The sequence below is a fragment of the Paenibacillus sp. GCM10027626 genome (assembly GCF_042676285.1).
In the GTDB taxonomy this organism is placed as follows: Bacteria; Bacillota; Bacilli; order Paenibacillales; family Paenibacillaceae; genus Paenibacillus_Z.
The window spans coordinates 112,108-129,871 of sequence record NZ_JBHTHC010000023.1; the positions used below are offsets into that span (position 1 = coordinate 112,108).

The window sequence follows — 17,764 nt, forward strand, 5'->3', positions numbered from 1 at the left end:
AATAAATATAACTAACGGGATACGATTACGGAGGAGCTTGCCAAACGGCGGTTCCTTTTTATTTGGTGAAGTAGCGGGCAGGTTTGCTATGAATAAGTAAATCTTGATGAATCTCATAATTAACGTCTTCCGTAACTCGCCCAATATTCGCCAATTTGTGATATGATTTTAAAGACAAGCGAATTTGCTTTAGTAGATAAGGATATTAGGAGGGCGGCAAGTGGAATTAATTAAATTAAGTTGTCCCAATTGTCAGGGGAACATTGAATATAAAGAAGGAAAGAAGATCAAATGCCCGTATTGTGGAACCGAATTATTGTTGAAGGAGAATAACGTCTATTATGTGGACCAGACGATTAATAATTATTATGGAACCACCCCTGCCCAGGCACGGCCAAAATCGAACTCGAACTCAAAGATCCTCCTATTGCCGTTGATCATCATTTGTGCGGTAGTTGGATATTTCTTTTTGGCCAACAATCAAACAGAGTACAGCATTCAAAAAGAGATACCTGTCCGAACGATGCCTGAAAGCGAAGCTCTCCTGTTCTTCCTAAAGGATATTTTTAATAAAGGGGCAGCGATGCCGACAGAAGAGGAAATCGCAACGATCCGCTATTTGTCCGCTTATCGTGATGATGATCAGTGGCACATAGGCTACAGCTTTGACGATCCGTTCACGAATGAGCAAGCTGAGATTTCCAGCTATGTAATCAAAGATAAGCTGTTGAATAAACAAAGAATCGAACAGAAAGACTTTGAGGCATTTAGCGGGCTATCCGTGTTAAATTTGAATGGTGAATACGAAATTACACAAAGTGACCAAGTTAGCTTTCGGCATTTACAAGGGCTGAAAAGCTATAAAGGTGGCTTTAACGAATCATTTAGTTCGTTTGCCCATTATTTTGGCGATAAAGCGAATATCGTAGAACTTTCCACACAAATTCGAAGTAATGAGGAAATGGCTTTATTATTACAGTTCCCGAATCTGCAGTCGCTTGAAATTTCATATGTCGATGAGTCTGTTACCGACTTCCATATCTTGAATCAGCTGTCATCATTAAAATCCTTGTCTTTAGCAATGATCAATGATTTGAAGTGGCTGTCTTCATTAACTGGTTTAACGTCATTAACACTCGATAATAGTGATGCGACAGATTTCAGTTCGTTTTATGCTCTAAGTCAATTGCAAAAGTTAAAGCTTACGTTGGTCAGAAATTTAAAAACACTTGATTTTTTACAAAATATGCCGAAGCTGCAGTCGCTTGATATTGAAAATGCTGACATTACGAATTTAGAACACCTGAGAAATAAGCAATCATTAACGAAGCTGCGGTTAGCTTCTCTCTATCATGTGGAATCTTTTGAGGTTGTGAATAGTCTGCCTTCACTGACCGAATTAACAATAACGGGTTACAGTGGCACTGCATCACCGATCACAGCACCAAATGTAAAGCAGGCGGAACTAGCAGACTCATTCTTGCAAAAGTTAGAGGCGCCCGCTTTAAAGTCTTTAACAGTTCACCTCGGGTCGATTGATAATCTGGATGGGGCGGATTTAGTGAAATTTCCCCAGATGGGGCAGCTTTCATTGATAGAGCGCGGAGAATTTGCAGGCCTTAGTTCTTTAAACCGTCTGCCGAATTTGCAAACACTGAATTTGGATGAGACGACTTTTTTCAGTGAAACGGATGCATTATTCAATTTGCAGCATGTAAAAACGTTAAATTGTAATAAATGTTCGTTTCAATTTAATGATGAGAAGCCGTTTGCGAATAAGACGCTGGAACATTTAACGTTAAATAACCCATATTTTCGCATAGGCAATGGAGACTGGCTGCATGAAACAGACAAGATGATGCCTTACTTTGCTGATTTTACGGCTCTGCGTTCATTTACGATGCAGGATACCTCGCTTGGATCGTTAAGTTTTATGAAAAATTGGCAGCAAATTGAGGAGCTTCATTTGGAAAATAACGCGATTTCCAATATAGAGCCTTTAGTGAACCTGCCCAAATTGCAGAAGCTATATATTTTTGGGAATCAAGTGCAAAACAAATCTGTTCTTGACAAGGGAATTTTGATTTATTGAGGTAACAAGCTTGTTAAAAACAAGACGCTCTATATTTCCTTTGATATGCTCCCATACGGTAGACAGGTGAAAGAATAAAACCTGTTACTGTAGGGGGCATTTTTGTGATCAAAAGGAAAGTTCATACCCATAACCGCAGTTATTCTGCTGAGCTTAAGCTTCAAGCGGCGAAAGACCATCTTGAAGGAAAATGAGTGTTTCTCCATCTTCCGGTACGAGGAGCGTCCGTTCGAGTCCCTTTTCTACGGCAAACGCCCTAAGTTCTGCTCTTGTGAGCAGACAATGATTGATCGCTTCCATATGTGAGACGACAATTGTTGAGCTTGGCGCCGCTTCATGTACATACAACACGTCTGCTTGACCCATAATAATCAAGCCACCCTCAAGGAACTGGGCAGCTCCTCCATTCACAACAATTACATCTGGCTGATACGTATTAATGGCTTGCTCAACGTCTTTGCACCAAATGGTATCTCCGGCAATGTATAGTGTATCTTCATCAGGATGATGAAAAACAATGCCCGAGACCGGACCCATCTGCTTGCCAATTTCCCCTTTTCCATGTTGGCCAGACGTCTTATGCAGGACTACGTCACCAATCCTCATATCCTTCTTCAACAACCCTACATGCTCAAACCCTTTTTCTCGCATAGCCGAAGCGTCCGCCTCTGATTGAGCAAAAATAGGCATTTCTTTTGGAATTGCTTGCACTGCAGACTCATCGAAATGATCAGGATGCATGTGTGTAACAATGACTGCATCGACATTCAACAACGAATCGACCGAAACCGGTAATGGCACCATTGGGTTCCACCGGTCACTGTTCGGTGTGTTCGGAAATGGCGGCAGTGTACCAACATCAGCGAAGAACGGATCAATTAAAAAACAGGTTCCTCCAAATTCAAGTTTTAAAGTTGCATTGCGAACTTGTGTCAGTTTCAAATCGCTTCTCTCCCTTTACTTTTGATATCATAATCTTAACGAAGCGTGGAGTAGGGGTACACAGAGAAACGAAAACAAATTCCGCTGAATATTTGATTTATGAAAGAGGTGTAGACGATGCTTGATAAAACCGACTTTGCCATCATCGAGGAGTTAACGGCAAATGGACGAATCACCATGAAAGAACTCGGGGCTAAGGTGCATATGACCGCCCAAGCCGTAAGACTGCGTGTGGAGAAGCTTGAGGATGCAGGCATCATTCTTGGCTATGCTGCGATCACCGACCCGGCCAAATTGGGCCGCCCCGTTCAAGCTTATATCAATATTTACACGAAGAGCACCAATCATGCGCCTATGCTTTCCTTTTTAGAAGATCACCAGAAATACATTGAACGAAAGCATAAAATCAGCGGCGAAGGTTGTTATTTAGTTGAACTGCGCTTTCCATCCAACGCAGAACTTAATACCTTTTTAGACCTATTAAACGAATATGCCAACTACAAGCTTTCTTTAGTGATTGGGTGAGTTGGTGGAATTAGACCAAGGGATCGGACTAAGACAGTTTTTCGTAACAGGCATAAAAGTTCGTCGTCACGTGCCGCGGCGCTTGTTCGTTTTTGTAACGGCGAAAAATAATGTTGTTAAGGAGCCAGGAAAATGTGTTGGACGTGTGAAATAGGTATCAAACTTCTTAGATGTGATGTATGTTAAACTTTGATAGTATAAAATATGTTTATTATGGCGGTGAGATAAATGGACAGATTGAAACACAGCGGATTCTATAAACTTAAATTTTTCATAACGCCAGAAGAATTTAAAAGTGTTTTGAAACTTTTTGAGCAGAAAGAAGCCCACTTTAATTGTACTAATTATGCCCAGACAAAACATGACCAAAATCAGGTGTACGAGGCTTATAATAAATTTTACCAATATTTTACAAGACAAGAAAAGCCCGATTATCACCCTTTCTTTGTATACTCCATTTCTTTTACTATTGGCAATGAAAGCTCTGGATTCTTTGTAAGAAATGAAAGTATCAGGTTTCCATTTTTCCAGCAATGGGCAGAAGATGAATTACCGTATTTAATGGTTTCACTTCCCAAAGGTTTTCAAATTGATTTGGAGGATGAAAAAGGGAAGTACTATATTTATGAGGATATTCGGGAACATCGGCCGTTAACTTATGCGTTTTTTGATGAAGTAGCTAACGATATCAAGAAAAGCACAGAGCCGCTTCGTTTTTCGGCACATGCAGCAGATGCGTTGCAAGAGCAAAAACCGCCTGTTCGCATAAGCAAAAGTGCGATGAATGACATGATTAACTCGTGGATTTTTAAGAAATATAAGCTCGTTATGAATAGCAAGTAGTTAGCCTGCGCGAACGGTTCGCAGCCACACCCGATTTTCGTATCGAGACGGTGCGCGGGCTTGGTTACCCTGAACAGACATAAACCTGCCACTGTGACTATGGAACAAGTGAAGAAAGTACTGTCCGGAGAAATTGTTCAGGTCAATCCGAGTGGTATCTCTACTACTCTCTTAGGGTTGCCGTTTACAACTGAAACGGGCACGAAAGCAATGTTTATAGAACCGATTGGTCCCCCCTCCGCCCCTTTTATCATAAAGTGGATTTGGAACTTTTTAATCATTTCGTTGGGAACAGGATGTTTATTGATTCTGGTTGCTGCCATGTTCGTGGTCAGACCGATCAAAAAGTTGACACAAGCGACCAGGCATATAGCAGGTGGCGATTTCAACTTCAAGCTGAACATTAAGCAAAAAGGTGAGCTGGGTACTTTGGCGCTCAAACAAGCAGACATCACAGATGATGAGCGAAGCCGTTATCTCGATATTATCATCGCTGAAGCATACCGGATGTCCAAGATGAGCGACAGCCTGCTAAAGCTGAGTTTGCTTGAATCGCAGCCTATCCGGATGAGGTGCGTGCATTTGCCGGAATCGATACCAGTGTTCCAACACAAGCTGGTATGGATGTCAAATTCCCGATAACAACGTTTAAATTACTCAAACAATCAGGTTTCGGCAGATTGATGCTGAAACTAGGTTCTGACCCCTATGCTGGACTGCCGTTTGATGAAGAAACAAAAGAACAAATGAGAATGATTATGCTTAAAAACATGTATAATGAATCTGCCTTGAATGAATTGCAAAGTATTTCTTCTAATTTTAAAGGGGCTCAACATTTAACATTCCCCAAAGAACTACCCCTTAATTTGTTTGTAGATGCGGGTAATACAAGTAATGAAGGGTGGATACCGCTCCATGAAGAGCAAGCCAAAAATTCTGTACAGGGAAAAATGATGACATTTGAAGGCGGCCATTATTTACACCATCTCCGGTCACAAGAAATCGCTGAAAACTTCAGAAAATTTATGCAAGAATTAAAATAAGTGCACTAAAAGGTTCATGATACAGAGGGTGTCCCAAAAGTCATAAAATGACGGAGGGACACTCTCTTTGATTTTAATGAGGGGAGCGAAGTGCGGCCATATCCAAAATTCAGGTGAAAAGTAGGTAGACTCAGGACAGACGATCACTATAATGGAAATAAGAGACATACATAGAACCAATCTGCAGGATACGGATTAGAATCAGGCTGAATAAGAAAGCGATTAGAGGAGGCCATCTCGTGGGAAGATCATTCGCAAATTTGCATATCAAGTCGAAAAACCTTGAGAAGACTCTAGAAGCATTAAGAGAGCTAAGCGAAGAGCACGCCGATGTATTAGGCAAGCCAAATAATGAGGCTCAAGAGAGCAAAGTTGTCATGTACGTAAGCAAAAGCAACGAGAACTGGATCAGCGTGCTCCACGATTTTTTTGTATGGGGTACGGTGAAGAAGATCGGCAAAACGTTGTCCCGGCTTATCGATGAGCCAGTGATGACCGCCGGATATATGAATGAGGAAATATTCGAGTTGTCGTTTTTCGAGAATGGGGACATTCAGGCCGAAAGAATCTTTTGTGAACCGTGGACGAGGGATGAATATGAACAACTCCAAGAAGAGCGTCTTAATGATGACTACCTGCGGGAAGCGTTGGATATCCGCAATGAGGATTTTAACGACTTCATTAGCATGACGAGTCCGGTACAAGCCGTAGATAAGCTGTCGGATCTCGTAAGTATGTCTTTATGGAGCGATTCGGAGTGGATACCGCACGAAGAAACGCTCAGAAAACGATTTGGGAAATATGAATTTTGAAAATATACGCATACATCCATGTCGAACATTCCTTTCTACCGCCGATGTTGAATGGGGGGCTACTAAGGCCACTCACTCGCTGAACGAGCCTTCGACGCCGACCAACTCAGCCTCAAGTTGACGGAAATAGGGCAAAGAAGAAGATTGTCGATCGCTCAAGCGAAATGGAAATCGAGGATTGGGTCGATCAGGTGCTTTTCATGGCGGATGGAGCCGTGTCCGGGCCGAAATCGCCGCAGCAGTGAAATCGGTCATGCTGCGCGAGGCGCACGGAAATGGCCGGGACGCGAACATTCCCGCAGGGCGGATTCCGACATTGGAGGAGGTCTACCTGGAGTTCGCAAGACGCCGGAGGCGCCTTGATTGAAAGCCATTTCGGTCGGCGTTCGGAAGAAGTGCGTAGGGAAAAGAAGTTCAGGAGCTATCGCGCCGCGACAAGCTCCTTGTTACTTTCGCCGAAAGACCCGTAAGAAAGCCCGTCCGAAATTATTTTCGGGCGGACTTTTGCTCTTTTTTAGGCAGTCAGTCCTGCAGTGGTGATCATCCACATCACGCCGTATTTATCTTCGATGTGTCCGAACAAGGCGCCCCAGAATGCCGGCTCCAGCGGGCACTTCACATTTCCGCTCTTAGCTAACTTATCAAAGGCATCTCGGGCTTTGACTTCTGTCGCGAACTCAAGACTAAGATGTACAGCGTTACCTCGAATTATTGGCTCAAATACGGAATCTGACATTAAGAAATGAATTCCTCCAGCCATAAGACTTAAGTTAACGACTTTGTTCTTGAGTCCTTCCTTTGCTCCAGGAAGCTCCCCATGCGTCATAACGGAAAGGATCTCCCCACCGAGCGCATGAGTATAGAATTCAGCTTGAGCTCTTGCATCCTCCGACATATCTGGTCTCGAAGATAAATATATTGATCGTTTAGCTAAACGGGCAGTTTAATATGGAAAAGTCTGCAGGAGATTTGTTGTAGAGGAAACAAAAATGATGTACTATTTTTGTACCCCATTTGAAAAAACAATATTAGTGGGTTGCAAATTCGGTGGCCTACTCAAATCAGTTAAATTTTGTGAGGAAAAGAGGATGCTCCCGATGGCGAAATGGGATAACATGTTGTCCATGCTTTGGATGCTGCGATCCGGAAGGAAGCTCACCGCCGCGCAAATCGCGGACAGTTTGGAGATCAGCGTCCGCTCCGTGTACCGGTATATCGACGCATTATGCGCCAGCGGCGTGCCGGTCGTCGCAGAATCGGGCCATGACGCGGCATTCGCATTCTGGAAAGCTTCAAGGAGACGCCATTGTTCTTCAACTCTGTAGAGTTGAAGGCGCTTGTGGATGCGTTTAAATTTGCGCAAGGCGCTGGCTATCCGTATACGGAGGAGCTGGAAAGGGCGTTGAAGAAGGTGGAGAACGGGCTGCACGAAGAGCAGCGCCACGATCTGTCCCGTCAGACGAACGGCTTGGATGTGATTTCTCCGGCGCGTCCGCCTTCCGTCGTTCCGTTGTTGCGGGACCTGGAGCAGGCCGCGAAGGACGGGAGAACGGTCCGCATAGCCTATCGCAAAGCGAATGAGGAGCAGGCCGATGAACGTGAAGTCGATCCGTACGGGTTGGCTTACGACCGAAACGAATGGTACGCTGTCGCGTTCTGCCATCAGTCTCAGGGGTTGCGGACGTTCCGCGTGGACCGTATCGTTCGGCTGGAGCCGACCGAATCGGGGTTCGAAAAGCCGGAACGTTTCTCTGCGGCCGCCTATTTCCGAAACCAGTCAGAGCGGGAACGGGAAGCGGACGGACCGCCGACGGATATCCGCATCGAGGGAGATCCCGACACGTTGAACGCGGTTTGCGGCCACTGGCATCTGCGCCATTATTTGACGGAACGGACCGATCGGGAGGCGCGGTTTCTGCTCGACGTCCCGACGATGAACAAGTACCTTCCGATGTATCTGATGACGTTTGGCACAGCCATTCGCATTCGGGAGCCGCTGGAGCTGAAACGTCGGATCCAGGAAATGGCATACGGAATCGCAAAACATTACGAAGGCGATCCCAATTGAACTTCGCTGACAACGGTTGTCAGCGAAACCGGTATACGATGGAGACAAGGCTACGGCAGCCAAACGACGACGAATAAAGGAAAGGTGAATTTATCCATGCATCAGCACCCGCATCAATTGTACGAATATCATGTATGGGCGAACGACCGGTTGTTCGCTCACCTAGAACAGCTTCCAAAGGATGCGTTCCTTGCGGAAGTGACGAGCGTGTTTCCGTCCGTGTCGCAAACGTTCGGGCACATGTACGTGTTCGAACAGCTCTTTATGTCCGTGCTCGCGGAAGTTCCGAACGAGAACATTTTTCCGAAGATCCCGGGCTGGACGGAGGAAGCGCAGGGCAAAACCGTGAACGAGATGCGGCGGCTGTTCGCCGACGTCGCCGAACAGTTCCGCGATTTGCTGCGGCGTACGCCCGACCCGGACAAGGAGATGACGATCGAGCATCCGCAGTACGGCCGTCTCGATACGCATTTCTCCGACATCCTGCGGCATGTGGTCAACCACGGGACGTATCACCGGGGCAATGTGACCGCGATGCTGAGGCAGCAAGGGTATGCCGGGGTCCCGACTGATTATATGTTTTATTTGCTGGAACGGCAGAAAGGTCAGCGGTAAACGGGGCTGAGCGAGCGGCGGCACCATTCACCCGATGCCGCCGTCCGCACTTGGCTTTTTCTTTTGCCATACCATTATCATTCATTTGCTCTTTTATTTTTCTCTAGCTCAGCATTTAATTTAGCATTCTCTTTCAACAAACTCGCATTCTCTTCCAATAGCTTTTGTACGTCGGGGACATCCTTGCCGGAAATCCAGCCATGCAAATCGTCCCTTACTTCATACTCCGGCAATTTTTCGCGCAGCACCAACATAATGTGCCGTATATCCTCAACATAATATATAGGTACGCTTTCCATTACGGATCGCTTGAATCTCACGTGCTTCCCGTAGTTTTTCATTCTTACGAAGTCATACGGCTTTTGTCTCAATGCTTCATCTGTGACCACGAACGCGAATCTGGGTTTGCCAGCTTCTCCCGCATAATCATACTCCCAATGCGGATAACTTTTGGATTCGTCCGGAAGCATGAAACCGTAGGCTCCTCCAATAATTAGGACAAAAACATCGGAATCATCGATCCATTTCTTAATAATTCCCATTGATGGCTCTTTGAAGTGTAGCTCAATTCCAGCAGGGATATGACCGGCTCTAAGTACCGCTTCTACAGCGGCATGCCTTTCTTCAATCAAATCGGAATAATTAGATGATATATAGACTTGCAGTTTTTTTCTCATAGGCCACCTTTAGAATGAAATTTACTATTAATTGTACATGGGCTCACTCGAGTTATCAATATTTGCCGAGATTTACTCTGGGAAGGGTTAAGTTGATATGAAGATGCAACTGACTCCATCTAACAATATATTCATGCTTCGCGCTTGTTACCCCGCTGATGATAGAAATGATTGACAAGCAGGTTGGTTTCGCCTAATGTTGAAATTATTTCAAGTGCGAAACCTATTGTCTGGTAGGATACAAATAAAAATTAGGATAGGGGATGAATGATATTATATGGGTTACGAACTATCTGTTCAACTAAAAGGGTTAAATGACATAATTATACCAACATGGTTGGCTCAAATTAGGAAATTTAATATGGATGTAGATATATATCCGAATTTTTCATTCCATAATCATTCAGGGTTCCTTCCTTTTAAGATTGTTACTTATGATTGTCCAAACAGGAGTCTGAATAACATCGAATTGCTAACAGGTTATGAATTGTTCGTTAGTCGTAATGAAGATCCGATTAAGAAGCAATCCCTTTTTACTAAGTTGTTTAGCGGACAAAAACAATTAAACCCAATTGAGAAAAGGCTAAGAGAGGCAGACACTGAAGTTATTTTTAAAATTAGTGCCCGGGATAGTTTTGAATTTAGAATAGGATGGTATTCAGCGGCTTCACTCGCTTTAATATGTAATGGTGTTTTAACCGACTTATATAAAGGTGTTCAGTTGGAAGGGCAGAAAATGATCAGACACGCACATGAAGTGGTCTTGGAGGATGAAAGACTAATTAAAGAAAATGAGTGGAGAGTGCATGAATTTAAAGAATGGTTGGGGTGATACGCAAGAGTGGCCACCCTTGGAGGGGTAAAATAATGTGTTTGAGGTGTCAAAAATGGAATTTAATGAATATGTGGCATTTGTCAAGAAATGCAAAGAAGAACCTGTAAAAGAACTCAACGAATCAGACTTCGGGGAATTAGAGAAAACTATAGGTGCAGAATTGCCCGTAGCGTTTAAATCCTTTTATCTAAAAAGCAATGGAGAAGTTGAAAGCGAATATTATAGTTTCTCTCCCATTAAATATGGATTTTCAATAGAGAAACATATATATGTTTATGCTGAACAAGGCATTTCTTTTGGGAAAAAGATACCTTTTGCCACAGATATCCATGGGCACACATATTTACTGTCTTTAGAAAATGATAGTTATGGACAAGTGGTTTTTCTACAACATGAATATGAAGATGAACAAGAATATGAATTAGTCGCAAACAGCTTTACAGATTTTCTGAATGAATTTGTATCCAAAGAGAAAACATTTCTAAATTGAACTAAAGGCTTTGAGACACTCTCTGTCGAACGTATGATGTAAATTTGACATAGCAACTTCCCCAAAAAGAGGTGATAAATATGAGAACAAATATTAAGTCCAAAGAATATTTTGATCGTTTTTTAGAATTAGAATTAGAGGATATAAGCTATTATGACAACGCCTTGAAACAAGGAGAAGTTAAGGAAGATATGATTCCATCTGTTAAAAATAAAATATTCAAAACTTCTCTGCATTTATTTATAGCAAAATATTCTTCTGAGTTCCCCTTGGAAAATTTGACAAGAGATTTTGTAGATGTCATCTCACGTTTCGAAATTGGATGGAAAGATAAAGGCAATACTCCGGAAGATGATATACATTTTGATAATTATGTTTTAGTACTTTGGATGTTGTCTTTAGGAATATTACTGGAAATAGAGCAGAAAGATTTTGAAAGAATTGTAGCAGTTGTAGACAATAGTAACAGAAAAGATTATTTTTTTGATGTAATTATATCTTACAGAATACCTTACCGAGATATTTCCACTAAGCTAAGTTATCCAGATCAATACGGTTTTTTAAAAGATTTGATGGAGACAAAAGATGTTTCAGCCATTAAAAAATATTTGGATGAAAATTGGTACAAGAGTATGAAACTCACTTATTGGTATGAAAATCATAAGAGTAAACACGATACTTTCTTTGGATATTGGAGTTTTGAAAGTGCTGTTTTTATAAAATTATTAGGTTTAGATGATAAGATATTACAAACTCACGAATATTATCCCGCTGATATAGCGCACTATATTGAATAGACTTTATCATTCAGGTGAAAAGTAGGTAGACTCAGGACAAACGATCACTATAATGGAAAACATACATAAGAAAGCGATTAGAGGAGGCCATCTCATGGGAAGATCATTCGCAAATTTGCATATCAAGTCGAAAAACCTTGAGAAGACTGTCGAAGCATTAAGAGAGCTAAGCGAAGGGCATGCCAAAGTATTAGGCAAGCCAGATAATGAGGCTCAAGAGAGCAAAGTTGTCATGTACGTAAGCAAAAGCAACGAGAACTGGATCAGCGTGCTCCACGATTATTTTGTATGGGGTACGGTGAAGAAGATCGGCAAAACGTTGTCCCGGCTTATCGAGGAGCCAGTGATGACCGCCGGATATATGAATGAGGAAATATTCGAGTTGTCGTTTTTCGAGAATGGAGACATCCAGGCCGAGAGAATCTTTTGTGAACAGTGGACGAGGGATGAATATGAACAACTCCAAGAAGAGCGTCTTAATGATGACTACCTGCGGGAAGCGTTGGATATCCGTAATGAGGATTTTGACGACTTCATTAGCATCACGAGTCCGGAACAAGCCGTAGATAAGCTGTCGGAACTCGTAAACATGTCTTTATGGAGTGATTCGGAGTGGATACCGCACGAAGAAACTCTCAGAAAACGATTTGGGAAATATGAATTTTGAAAATAAATGAGTGGTATAGGCACGGCTCCTTGCTTTAGATGGAGATTATGAAGAGTGGTGGTGAACCAGGAATGGCTAGGGACGTCTGGGATAACATTTTAAAACACATTCAAACGATATCACAACCGATTTTTGCTACGGTTAACCCTCCTGCTACAAAGGAAGAAATAAATCTCTTGGAAAGCACATTAAACGTACAACTACCGAGCAGTTTTCGCAATTATCTGTCTACGTGGAATGGACAACAAGAGCAAGTGCCTTTTATCGGCTTCAACTCCTTTTTGTCTATTCCAGATATCATCGAAACATGGTCCATGATGAATGAATTGTTTGAGGATGAAGAACAGGTGGATTGGGTCAACGAAGACTGAATCAAGCTCTGATTTGGAGTAAAAAATGGATTCCGTTTACTGATTTTGAAGCATCCTCACGTCTGATTTTGGATGTAGAGGGAGAAACGGCAATCTCAGGACAAATCTTTAAATATGACCCCGGTATGAGTTATCAAGAAGTGATTGCAAACTCATTTGAAGAGTTTTCAAATGAAATTTTAAAAAGGTTCCAAGCCAAGCAATTTTCATTTACTGACGGTGTTATTGCGTTTGAGGATTTCTACTTTGTTTGAAAATATGCCCCTTCATAAAAGTATTCAATTTGATCGTGAGGTAGGAATCACGCTGGTCCCGCCAGATACTATCTAAGGAGGCAGGAATGAAACTAACGTTTTTACTAGATACATATGGAACGTGTGTAGGCCAATTGATAGATGAACTGTTGCCGTTAGAAGAATTGGCAAAGACGTGGAAGTTTCCGTATGATATTAATTTTGCATTGCGTGTTTTACCTGAAAGTTATGGTCGAAAAACATTTAGACGCTTTGATAGCAGGGATCATGCTTTAGATTTAGACATCAGCATCATCTATGAGCAGTATCAACGGATGTCCAAAAATGAACAACGTGAGGCATTAGGTATTTATCTCTATCATTATCTGTCGGAGTCTGTTGCTAAATATAAAAAGCATGCAGATAAGGATACACAAAATCAATTTTTAGCAAAAGTAAAAAACTGGATGTTGGAAAACAACTGGCTGGATGGAAAGATAAATAAGGCGCGGGAACTTCTTACGCAAAACATGGGACTTAATGAAGTCAGCCAACAATTGCAAATGCCATTAGAAGAAATCGAGTATATCCTTCTCCGCATGAACGACTATGAGCCAACAGACGTTCATCCCGATAACATTGTAGCAGGAAAAGCCCCGCCATATCATTTGTAAAGGGCAGGGGGAACATCCATGAGCATATGCTCCTCTTCATAGTAGTGAGGTTAAAATAATAAAGCCTTCTGCTGTGAGGGGAGTTTTTCATATTCGACAGTCTTTTATGCATTTTATGAAGGCCTGATCATTGCTTAAACGGTAAAGTGGTCATTCCCAGCAAGCGCAAGCTCGTGCCCCTACCTAACAATCCTGAATGACTAGCTTTCCGGCCGTTAGATCCTCATTAACAAAAGCAAAAATCGTCGGCGAGGCTCCCACCAGCAAGCAGAAAGGCTTGAAATTAGCATGCAATTGCAGCAGCAACCACCAGTTGCTGTCATCCGGCCAACCATCACCTTGGAAAAAATAGGGCGCGCCGCCAATTTTATCGCCGTCAACTTCATCGTTATATGCTTTCTGCTCATCCTTAGTGAGAAGGAGGTAGGCTTCGGAATCGATAAAGGCAGGGTCTTGGGCTTCATGCAACTGAGGGATGCCTTCATAAGATTCACCATTGTCATCCCACAGCGTTGGTCCGTTAACCAATGGGGCTGTATCTATCAGAAGCTCGCCTCCGGGTTGGATTATGATCGCATTTTCACCACCATCAGGGTCGATAATATCAGGATCAAAGAAGCCTTCCTCCATATTTTGCGCATGTGTAACAAAGAGATAGGCCATCCGGGGAACAGGAACATTTGGGGTGGGGAATAGTTGCGGGTTCAGCTCTATCTGACCAATAAACATCATCGGGCGCTTGTCCCACCCGCTACTAAGCGGCCATTGCGGTTCTGTTAGCCACACTGGCTGTCCTCCGAATTTCGTTATGGGAGTTCGGATCGGTTCACTAACGCGGGAAAAACTATCGATCTTGTGTTTCTTCATTATTATCGTATCCCTTCGTTCTGGCATAATATTATTATAATGGATCCACGCTATTAATGTTCTTCAATTGAATCGTAACAAGTTCATTATCGATGAAGAATTGGAAAGCAGGATGTGTTGAACATTCATCTGGCTTTACTTCGTGACCAAAGCCTGATTCTTGCTCATGTCTTGACCGTTCGTAGATGAGTCGGAACAGTCTGCGGTTGGCCTCATTGAACTGACGATGTACCTCGAGGGCGATCGCAAAAAGTTGGCTGTTACTTGCCGCGGCGCTTGTTTGTTTCATTAAACGGGCAGGATAGTGTAGCCGTAGCAAAGACGAATTGTATGCGAAACTTTCAAAGAGTGCTGGTGTATAAATATTGTGCCAGAAATAACCAATAAAGGGAGAGGCGTATGATGAAGAAAGTACTCTTTGGTAGTTTTCTTGCAATTCTCTTGTTTAGCGCATCACCGGCTGCTTATGCAGCTGAGACTCAAATAAAGGTTGATCATGTTGCTGTTGAGTCTAATGTGCAGCCCGAATTCAGGAACAATCGTACAATGGTACCTTTGCGTGTTATTAGTGAAAATTTGGGGGCTAATGTTAGCTGGTCTAATTCCGAAGTTACGCTCACTAAAGGCGATATGGAAGTAATTTTAAATCTGAACAGCACAACAGCGAAGAAGAACGGCGAAAAGATAACGCTTGATGTAAAGCCATATGTAAAAAATAATCGTGTCATCGTGCCGCTTCGCTTTATTGCAGAGACGTTTGGTTGTAAAGTCGATTACAGCAACTACACCGTAACGATAGATACGAAGCCATTGATCATTGATGGTGTAAAAATAAAAGCATTGAAAAATGAATTCCATATGATCATGGGCGGAGTAGTACAGCAAATTAATGGGAATGCGTACATTGAAACCATTTATAATATTATTTTAAAAAACAAAGGGACTAAGGTGGGGGCTCCTGCCAGCTACGCTTGGAACCCTAATATTGATACACCTGGGTCTTATTATAAAAATGGACAGTTTGATTTTTTGGACGAAAAGGGAAAAAGCGTAAAACAATTTGATATCTATAGCTTGGTTCGTTCATTTCCAGAGGAGATGTTGTCAGGGTACGCAGACGTTCTGATTTATGACGCTTCTGAGGACCAATGGTATTTGTTTAGCGAGACCGCAAGAGATTCCATTTTTAAGTCTATTGAAACGGCCCAAAAGAACGGATTTCTGAAGGTTATCAGCAATAACGTGGCTTAAGTGTAAAGGTTATTCTAGTTGCGCGAACGGGAAACGATAGTTGAATCACCGAGTATCAGGCCGCCGATTGCTTCGGTGGCCTTCTGTGCTTGTCATGAAGGGTTGATGATAGCCCTTGGATCGGGTAAAAGGTTGGCGTTTATGTGCCGCGGCGGATTTTTTCGCCAATAGCCCGTTAAGCTGAACCGTACCATAAGTGACGGCGATAAATAATGTTTTGAGGAACGAGCGAGAATGGTTTAGGTTTCAATTGATTTTCCTCAATTAGGGGTGATCAGATGAGGTTTACATGGGTATGGGGTGAAACTGTCCTTCTTAGAGTGAGGAAAGCCGTATGCACATCACTTGGGTTGTTCCTACAATACACCCAATTAATCAAGAGAGGTTAACTTTATGAAACAAACTAAACTAATCCTAATGGAAGGTCTTCCGTCTACAGGAAAATCAACAAATTCAGGATTTCTTTTAGAACAAATGGAGAAAAACGGTCAACGAGCGAAATGGGTTCATGAAGTAGCCCGACCTCATCCCACACTTTTTTTCTTTGAGGCGTCCTTGGACGAAATTGAGTATCGTGACTATATTTCACGCTACCCACACACTGCTTCAATTTTGGAAAAACAGACCACAAAACATCGCAATTCTTATGGAATCGATTTATTGGAAATTGAGTGGAATCAATTTGAGTTTTTTGGCGAAGATGCCTTCCTTGACCTGAAGCAGTATGATGTTTGGAATTATCCAATTGATCGGTATGTGGAGATCGCTGCTGAAAAGTGGACGTCCTTCGTAAAAAAACAGATGGCTTCGGATGAAATTGTAATCTTGGATAGCAGTATCTTTCAATTTCAAATCTACAGTTTTCTGTTAGCAGGGAAATCGTATGAGGACCTCCGCAGTTTTATCCGGGAACTTTTCGATATTATTACTCCGCTTAACCCAACGCTGGTTTATTTATATCGAGAAAACACGAACGACACAATCGACTTTCTAGTTCGAGACCGAGGAATGCATTTTATGGAGAGTATCTGGGAAAGAGATCGAAATCGACCCTACTATAAAGACCGTCCCTCTGGTAGCGAGGGGTATAAAATGTTTTTGCTTGATTACGGAAAATATGCAAACATGCTCTTTGAAATTACACCATTTCCAAAACTCGCTTTAGAAATCACGGAAGGGAACTGGTCCAAGTACCAACATTCATTACTCCAGTTTTTGGATATACCGTATATTGAATCCGGTCATAATCATCGATTTTATCCAAGTGGGAGGTACCATAGTCTTACTCTCGATCAGCATGTCGAAATCTCGGGGGATTATTTTATTACGCCAAGTGGTGGGAAAAAACGAATATCGCCTAAATCGAAAACGGAATTTTGCTTAAGTGATATTCCCGTACGAATTCAAATTATAGATGAAAATCTTATTCTTACGGGGGAGCAACTCTGTGAGAAGTGGACGACAAGAGGGACTGTTTATAGAAAAGTAGTGGACGTAACAAATTAACATTGAAATCATTGTGGGAAAAGAGATAAGCCGTGTTTCGGCAATGGGCAAGACGTTGGCTGGTTGTTGCCGCGGCGCTCGTTCGTTTTATAATGATCAGTTAAGCTTTTTAGAGGAGGACACTAAATGCTTTTTTTTGAAAGGGTTAGGAAGTTATCGAATGTATTTATTGTCATCTCAGTAGTGTTTTTAATCTTGACGATTGTCTCATTTTCAAACAGTAACTTTTCTGAAATATTACAGTCTAATTTTACGAACGATTTAAGAGGAACAATTTTCACAATAATTAGCTTGATAATTTCAATGTTTTCATTACTTTTAGGAATAAGTGAATATTCCGCAGTGAATTGAGCCATCGTTCCGGCGAGTGAGAGCCACGTCTCCGGCTTTTTTGAGCCACCTTTCCGGACGAGGTGAGCCAGTCCATAGCGCCTCCTGTTAGAATGATTCGTATGC

General features: G+C 42.4%; 22 protein-coding genes and 2 pseudogenes. 19 read left to right on the top strand and 5 right to left on the bottom strand.

The features are described 5' to 3' along the window. The first annotated feature begins 220 nt into the window (after positions 1 to 220). Positions 221 to 2,092, top strand: a complete 1,872-nt coding sequence (locus ACFQ0N_RS31260) for a leucine-rich repeat domain-containing protein (protein ID WP_379333899.1) — start codon at positions 221 to 223, stop codon at positions 2,090 to 2,092. 153 nt (positions 2,093 to 2,245) lie between these two features. Here ACFQ0N_RS31260 and ACFQ0N_RS31265 read toward each other — a convergent pair whose 3' ends face one another. After that, on the bottom strand, positions 2,246 to 3,034 hold the full coding sequence (locus ACFQ0N_RS31265; protein WP_379333901.1) for an MBL fold metallo-hydrolase: 789 nt from the start codon (positions 3,032 to 3,034) through the stop codon (positions 2,246 to 2,248). A gap of 117 nt (positions 3,035 to 3,151) precedes the next feature. Between ACFQ0N_RS31265 and ACFQ0N_RS31270 the strand changes: the two genes are divergently transcribed. From ACFQ0N_RS31270 to ACFQ0N_RS31295, 6 genes and pseudogenes are all read left to right on the top strand, one after another. After that, complete coding sequence (locus ACFQ0N_RS31270; RefSeq protein ID WP_379333903.1) at positions 3,152 to 3,559, top strand: Lrp/AsnC family transcriptional regulator; 408 nt, start codon at positions 3,152 to 3,154, stop codon at positions 3,557 to 3,559. A gap of 228 nt (positions 3,560 to 3,787) precedes the next feature. Further along, positions 3,788 to 4,402 carry a hypothetical protein gene (locus ACFQ0N_RS31275; protein WP_379333906.1) on the top strand — a complete coding sequence of 205 codons (615 nt, stop codon included), beginning with the start codon at positions 3,788 to 3,790 and terminating at the stop codon, positions 4,400 to 4,402. Between the two features lie 69 nt (positions 4,403 to 4,471). Continuing rightward, positions 4,472 to 4,987, top strand: a pseudogene (locus tag ACFQ0N_RS31280) (HAMP domain-containing protein); the annotation flags it as partial. Continuing rightward, positions 4,963 to 5,445, top strand: a pseudogene (locus tag ACFQ0N_RS31285) (alpha/beta hydrolase); the annotation flags it as partial. The pseudogenes ACFQ0N_RS31280 and ACFQ0N_RS31285, both read left to right, overlap by 25 nt. Before the next feature lie 239 nt (positions 5,446 to 5,684). After that, positions 5,685 to 6,257 (top strand): hypothetical protein, encoded by a 573-nt coding sequence (locus ACFQ0N_RS31290; RefSeq protein ID WP_379333908.1) that lies wholly within the window; start codon positions 5,685 to 5,687, stop codon positions 6,255 to 6,257. 178 nt (positions 6,258 to 6,435) lie between these two features. Next, complete coding sequence (locus ACFQ0N_RS31295) at positions 6,436 to 6,624, top strand: hypothetical protein (protein ID WP_379333910.1); 189 nt, start codon at positions 6,436 to 6,438, stop codon at positions 6,622 to 6,624. A gap of 147 nt (positions 6,625 to 6,771) precedes the next feature. Here the strand turns inward: ACFQ0N_RS31295 and ACFQ0N_RS31300 are convergent, their stop codons facing one another. Next, complete coding sequence (locus tag ACFQ0N_RS31300; protein WP_379333912.1) at positions 6,772 to 7,152, bottom strand: VOC family protein; 381 nt, start codon at positions 7,150 to 7,152, stop codon at positions 6,772 to 6,774. Between the two features lie 202 nt (positions 7,153 to 7,354). Between ACFQ0N_RS31300 and ACFQ0N_RS31305 the strand changes: the two genes are divergently transcribed. From ACFQ0N_RS31305 to ACFQ0N_RS31315, 3 genes are all read left to right on the top strand, one after another. After that, complete coding sequence (locus tag ACFQ0N_RS31305; RefSeq protein WP_379333914.1) at positions 7,355 to 7,582, top strand: helix-turn-helix transcriptional regulator; 228 nt, start codon at positions 7,355 to 7,357, stop codon at positions 7,580 to 7,582. Next, on the top strand, positions 7,564 to 8,325 hold the full coding sequence (locus tag ACFQ0N_RS31310) for a helix-turn-helix transcriptional regulator (protein WP_379333916.1): 762 nt from the start codon (positions 7,564 to 7,566) through the stop codon (positions 8,323 to 8,325). The genes ACFQ0N_RS31305 and ACFQ0N_RS31310 overlap by 19 nt, the downstream gene beginning before the upstream one ends. 96 nt (positions 8,326 to 8,421) lie before the next feature. Continuing rightward, on the top strand, positions 8,422 to 8,940 hold the full coding sequence (locus ACFQ0N_RS31315) for a DinB family protein (protein WP_379333918.1): 519 nt from the start codon (positions 8,422 to 8,424) through the stop codon (positions 8,938 to 8,940). 77 nt (positions 8,941 to 9,017) lie between these two features. Here the strand turns inward: ACFQ0N_RS31315 and ACFQ0N_RS31320 are convergent, their stop codons facing one another. Beyond that, entirely contained in the window at positions 9,018 to 9,617 is a 600-nt protein-coding gene (locus tag ACFQ0N_RS31320) for a DUF4062 domain-containing protein (protein WP_379333920.1), read from the bottom strand. Between the two features lie 277 nt (positions 9,618 to 9,894). On the opposite strand from ACFQ0N_RS31320, the gene ACFQ0N_RS31325 reads away from it, so the two are divergent. The 7 genes from ACFQ0N_RS31325 to ACFQ0N_RS31355 all read left to right on the top strand — a co-directional run bounded on the left by ACFQ0N_RS31325 (position 9,895) and on the right by ACFQ0N_RS31355 (position 13,684). Then, on the top strand, positions 9,895 to 10,449 hold the full coding sequence (locus tag ACFQ0N_RS31325) for a hypothetical protein (RefSeq protein ID WP_379333922.1): 555 nt from the start codon (positions 9,895 to 9,897) through the stop codon (positions 10,447 to 10,449). A 55-nt stretch (positions 10,450 to 10,504) separates the two neighbouring features. Beyond that, positions 10,505 to 10,942 (top strand): SMI1/KNR4 family protein, encoded by a 438-nt coding sequence (locus ACFQ0N_RS31330; protein ID WP_379333924.1) that lies wholly within the window; start codon positions 10,505 to 10,507, stop codon positions 10,940 to 10,942. 80 nt (positions 10,943 to 11,022) lie between these two features. Then, positions 11,023 to 11,739 (top strand): PoNe immunity protein domain-containing protein, encoded by a 717-nt coding sequence (locus ACFQ0N_RS31335; protein ID WP_379333926.1) that lies wholly within the window; start codon positions 11,023 to 11,025, stop codon positions 11,737 to 11,739. Positions 11,740 to 11,833: 94 nt separating this feature from the next. Then, complete coding sequence (locus ACFQ0N_RS31340) at positions 11,834 to 12,406, top strand: hypothetical protein (RefSeq protein WP_379333928.1); 573 nt, start codon at positions 11,834 to 11,836, stop codon at positions 12,404 to 12,406. A 47-nt stretch (positions 12,407 to 12,453) separates the two neighbouring features. Continuing rightward, positions 12,454 to 12,777 carry an SMI1/KNR4 family protein gene (locus ACFQ0N_RS31345; protein WP_379333930.1) on the top strand — a complete coding sequence of 108 codons (324 nt, stop codon included), beginning with the start codon at positions 12,454 to 12,456 and terminating at the stop codon, positions 12,775 to 12,777. Beyond that, positions 12,759 to 13,031, top strand: a complete 273-nt coding sequence (locus ACFQ0N_RS31350) for an SMI1/KNR4 family protein (RefSeq protein ID WP_379333932.1) — start codon at positions 12,759 to 12,761, stop codon at positions 13,029 to 13,031. Before ACFQ0N_RS31345 ends, ACFQ0N_RS31350 begins: the two co-directional genes overlap by 19 nt. 86 nt (positions 13,032 to 13,117) lie before the next feature. Further along, positions 13,118 to 13,684: a hypothetical protein gene (locus ACFQ0N_RS31355; protein ID WP_379333934.1), complete on the top strand. Its 567-nt coding sequence runs from the start codon at positions 13,118 to 13,120 to the stop codon at positions 13,682 to 13,684. A gap of 183 nt (positions 13,685 to 13,867) precedes the next feature. Here the strand turns inward: ACFQ0N_RS31355 and ACFQ0N_RS31360 are convergent, their stop codons facing one another. After that, positions 13,868 to 14,551 carry a DUF1963 domain-containing protein gene (locus ACFQ0N_RS31360; RefSeq protein ID WP_379333936.1) on the bottom strand — a complete coding sequence of 228 codons (684 nt, stop codon included), beginning with the start codon at positions 14,549 to 14,551 and terminating at the stop codon, positions 13,868 to 13,870. A 402-nt stretch (positions 14,552 to 14,953) separates the two neighbouring features. Between ACFQ0N_RS31360 and ACFQ0N_RS31365 the strand changes: the two genes are divergently transcribed. Beyond that, entirely contained in the window at positions 14,954 to 15,802 is an 849-nt protein-coding gene (locus ACFQ0N_RS31365) for a stalk domain-containing protein (RefSeq protein WP_379333954.1), read from the top strand. A gap of 393 nt (positions 15,803 to 16,195) precedes the next feature. After that, positions 16,196 to 17,308, top strand: a complete 1,113-nt coding sequence (locus ACFQ0N_RS31370) for a P-loop NTPase family protein (RefSeq protein WP_379333938.1) — start codon at positions 16,196 to 16,198, stop codon at positions 17,306 to 17,308. A gap of 122 nt (positions 17,309 to 17,430) precedes the next feature. Here ACFQ0N_RS31370 and ACFQ0N_RS31375 read toward each other — a convergent pair. Next, positions 17,431 to 17,764: hypothetical protein (locus ACFQ0N_RS31375; RefSeq protein WP_379333940.1), on the bottom strand; the 334-nt coding region annotated here is incomplete at its 5' end.

What these genes read in the sequence shown, in the direction of transcription:
- ACFQ0N_RS31275 (WP_379333906.1), top strand. Translation starts at nt 3,788, where the DNA reads ATGGACAGATTGAAACACAGCGGATTCTATAAACTTAAATTTTTCATA.
- ACFQ0N_RS31365 (WP_379333954.1), top strand. Translation starts at nt 14,954, where the DNA reads ATGAAGAAAGTACTCTTTGGTAGTTTTCTTGCAATTCTCTTGTTTAGC.
- ACFQ0N_RS31340 (WP_379333928.1), top strand. Translation starts at nt 11,834, where the DNA reads ATGGGAAGATCATTCGCAAATTTGCATATCAAGTCGAAAAACCTTGAG.
- ACFQ0N_RS31355 (WP_379333934.1), top strand. Translation starts at nt 13,118, where the DNA reads ATGAAACTAACGTTTTTACTAGATACATATGGAACGTGTGTAGGCCAA.
- ACFQ0N_RS31360 (WP_379333936.1), bottom strand. Translation starts at nt 14,551, where the DNA reads ATGAAGAAACACAAGATCGATAGTTTTTCCCGCGTTAGTGAACCGATC.
- ACFQ0N_RS31305 (WP_379333914.1), top strand. Translation starts at nt 7,355, where the DNA reads ATGGCGAAATGGGATAACATGTTGTCCATGCTTTGGATGCTGCGATCC.
- ACFQ0N_RS31330 (WP_379333924.1), top strand. Translation starts at nt 10,505, where the DNA reads ATGGAATTTAATGAATATGTGGCATTTGTCAAGAAATGCAAAGAAGAA.
- ACFQ0N_RS31270 (WP_379333903.1), top strand. Translation starts at nt 3,152, where the DNA reads ATGCTTGATAAAACCGACTTTGCCATCATCGAGGAGTTAACGGCAAAT.
- ACFQ0N_RS31300 (WP_379333912.1), bottom strand. Translation starts at nt 7,152, where the DNA reads ATGTCGGAGGATGCAAGAGCTCAAGCTGAATTCTATACTCATGCGCTC.
- ACFQ0N_RS31325 (WP_379333922.1), top strand. Translation starts at nt 9,895, where the DNA reads ATGGGTTACGAACTATCTGTTCAACTAAAAGGGTTAAATGACATAATT.
- ACFQ0N_RS31320 (WP_379333920.1), bottom strand. Translation starts at nt 9,617, where the DNA reads ATGAGAAAAAAACTGCAAGTCTATATATCATCTAATTATTCCGATTTG.
- ACFQ0N_RS31335 (WP_379333926.1), top strand. Translation starts at nt 11,023, where the DNA reads ATGAGAACAAATATTAAGTCCAAAGAATATTTTGATCGTTTTTTAGAA.
- ACFQ0N_RS31370 (WP_379333938.1), top strand. Translation starts at nt 16,196, where the DNA reads ATGAAACAAACTAAACTAATCCTAATGGAAGGTCTTCCGTCTACAGGA.
- ACFQ0N_RS31345 (WP_379333930.1), top strand. Translation starts at nt 12,454, where the DNA reads ATGAAGAGTGGTGGTGAACCAGGAATGGCTAGGGACGTCTGGGATAAC.
- ACFQ0N_RS31315 (WP_379333918.1), top strand. Translation starts at nt 8,422, where the DNA reads ATGCATCAGCACCCGCATCAATTGTACGAATATCATGTATGGGCGAAC.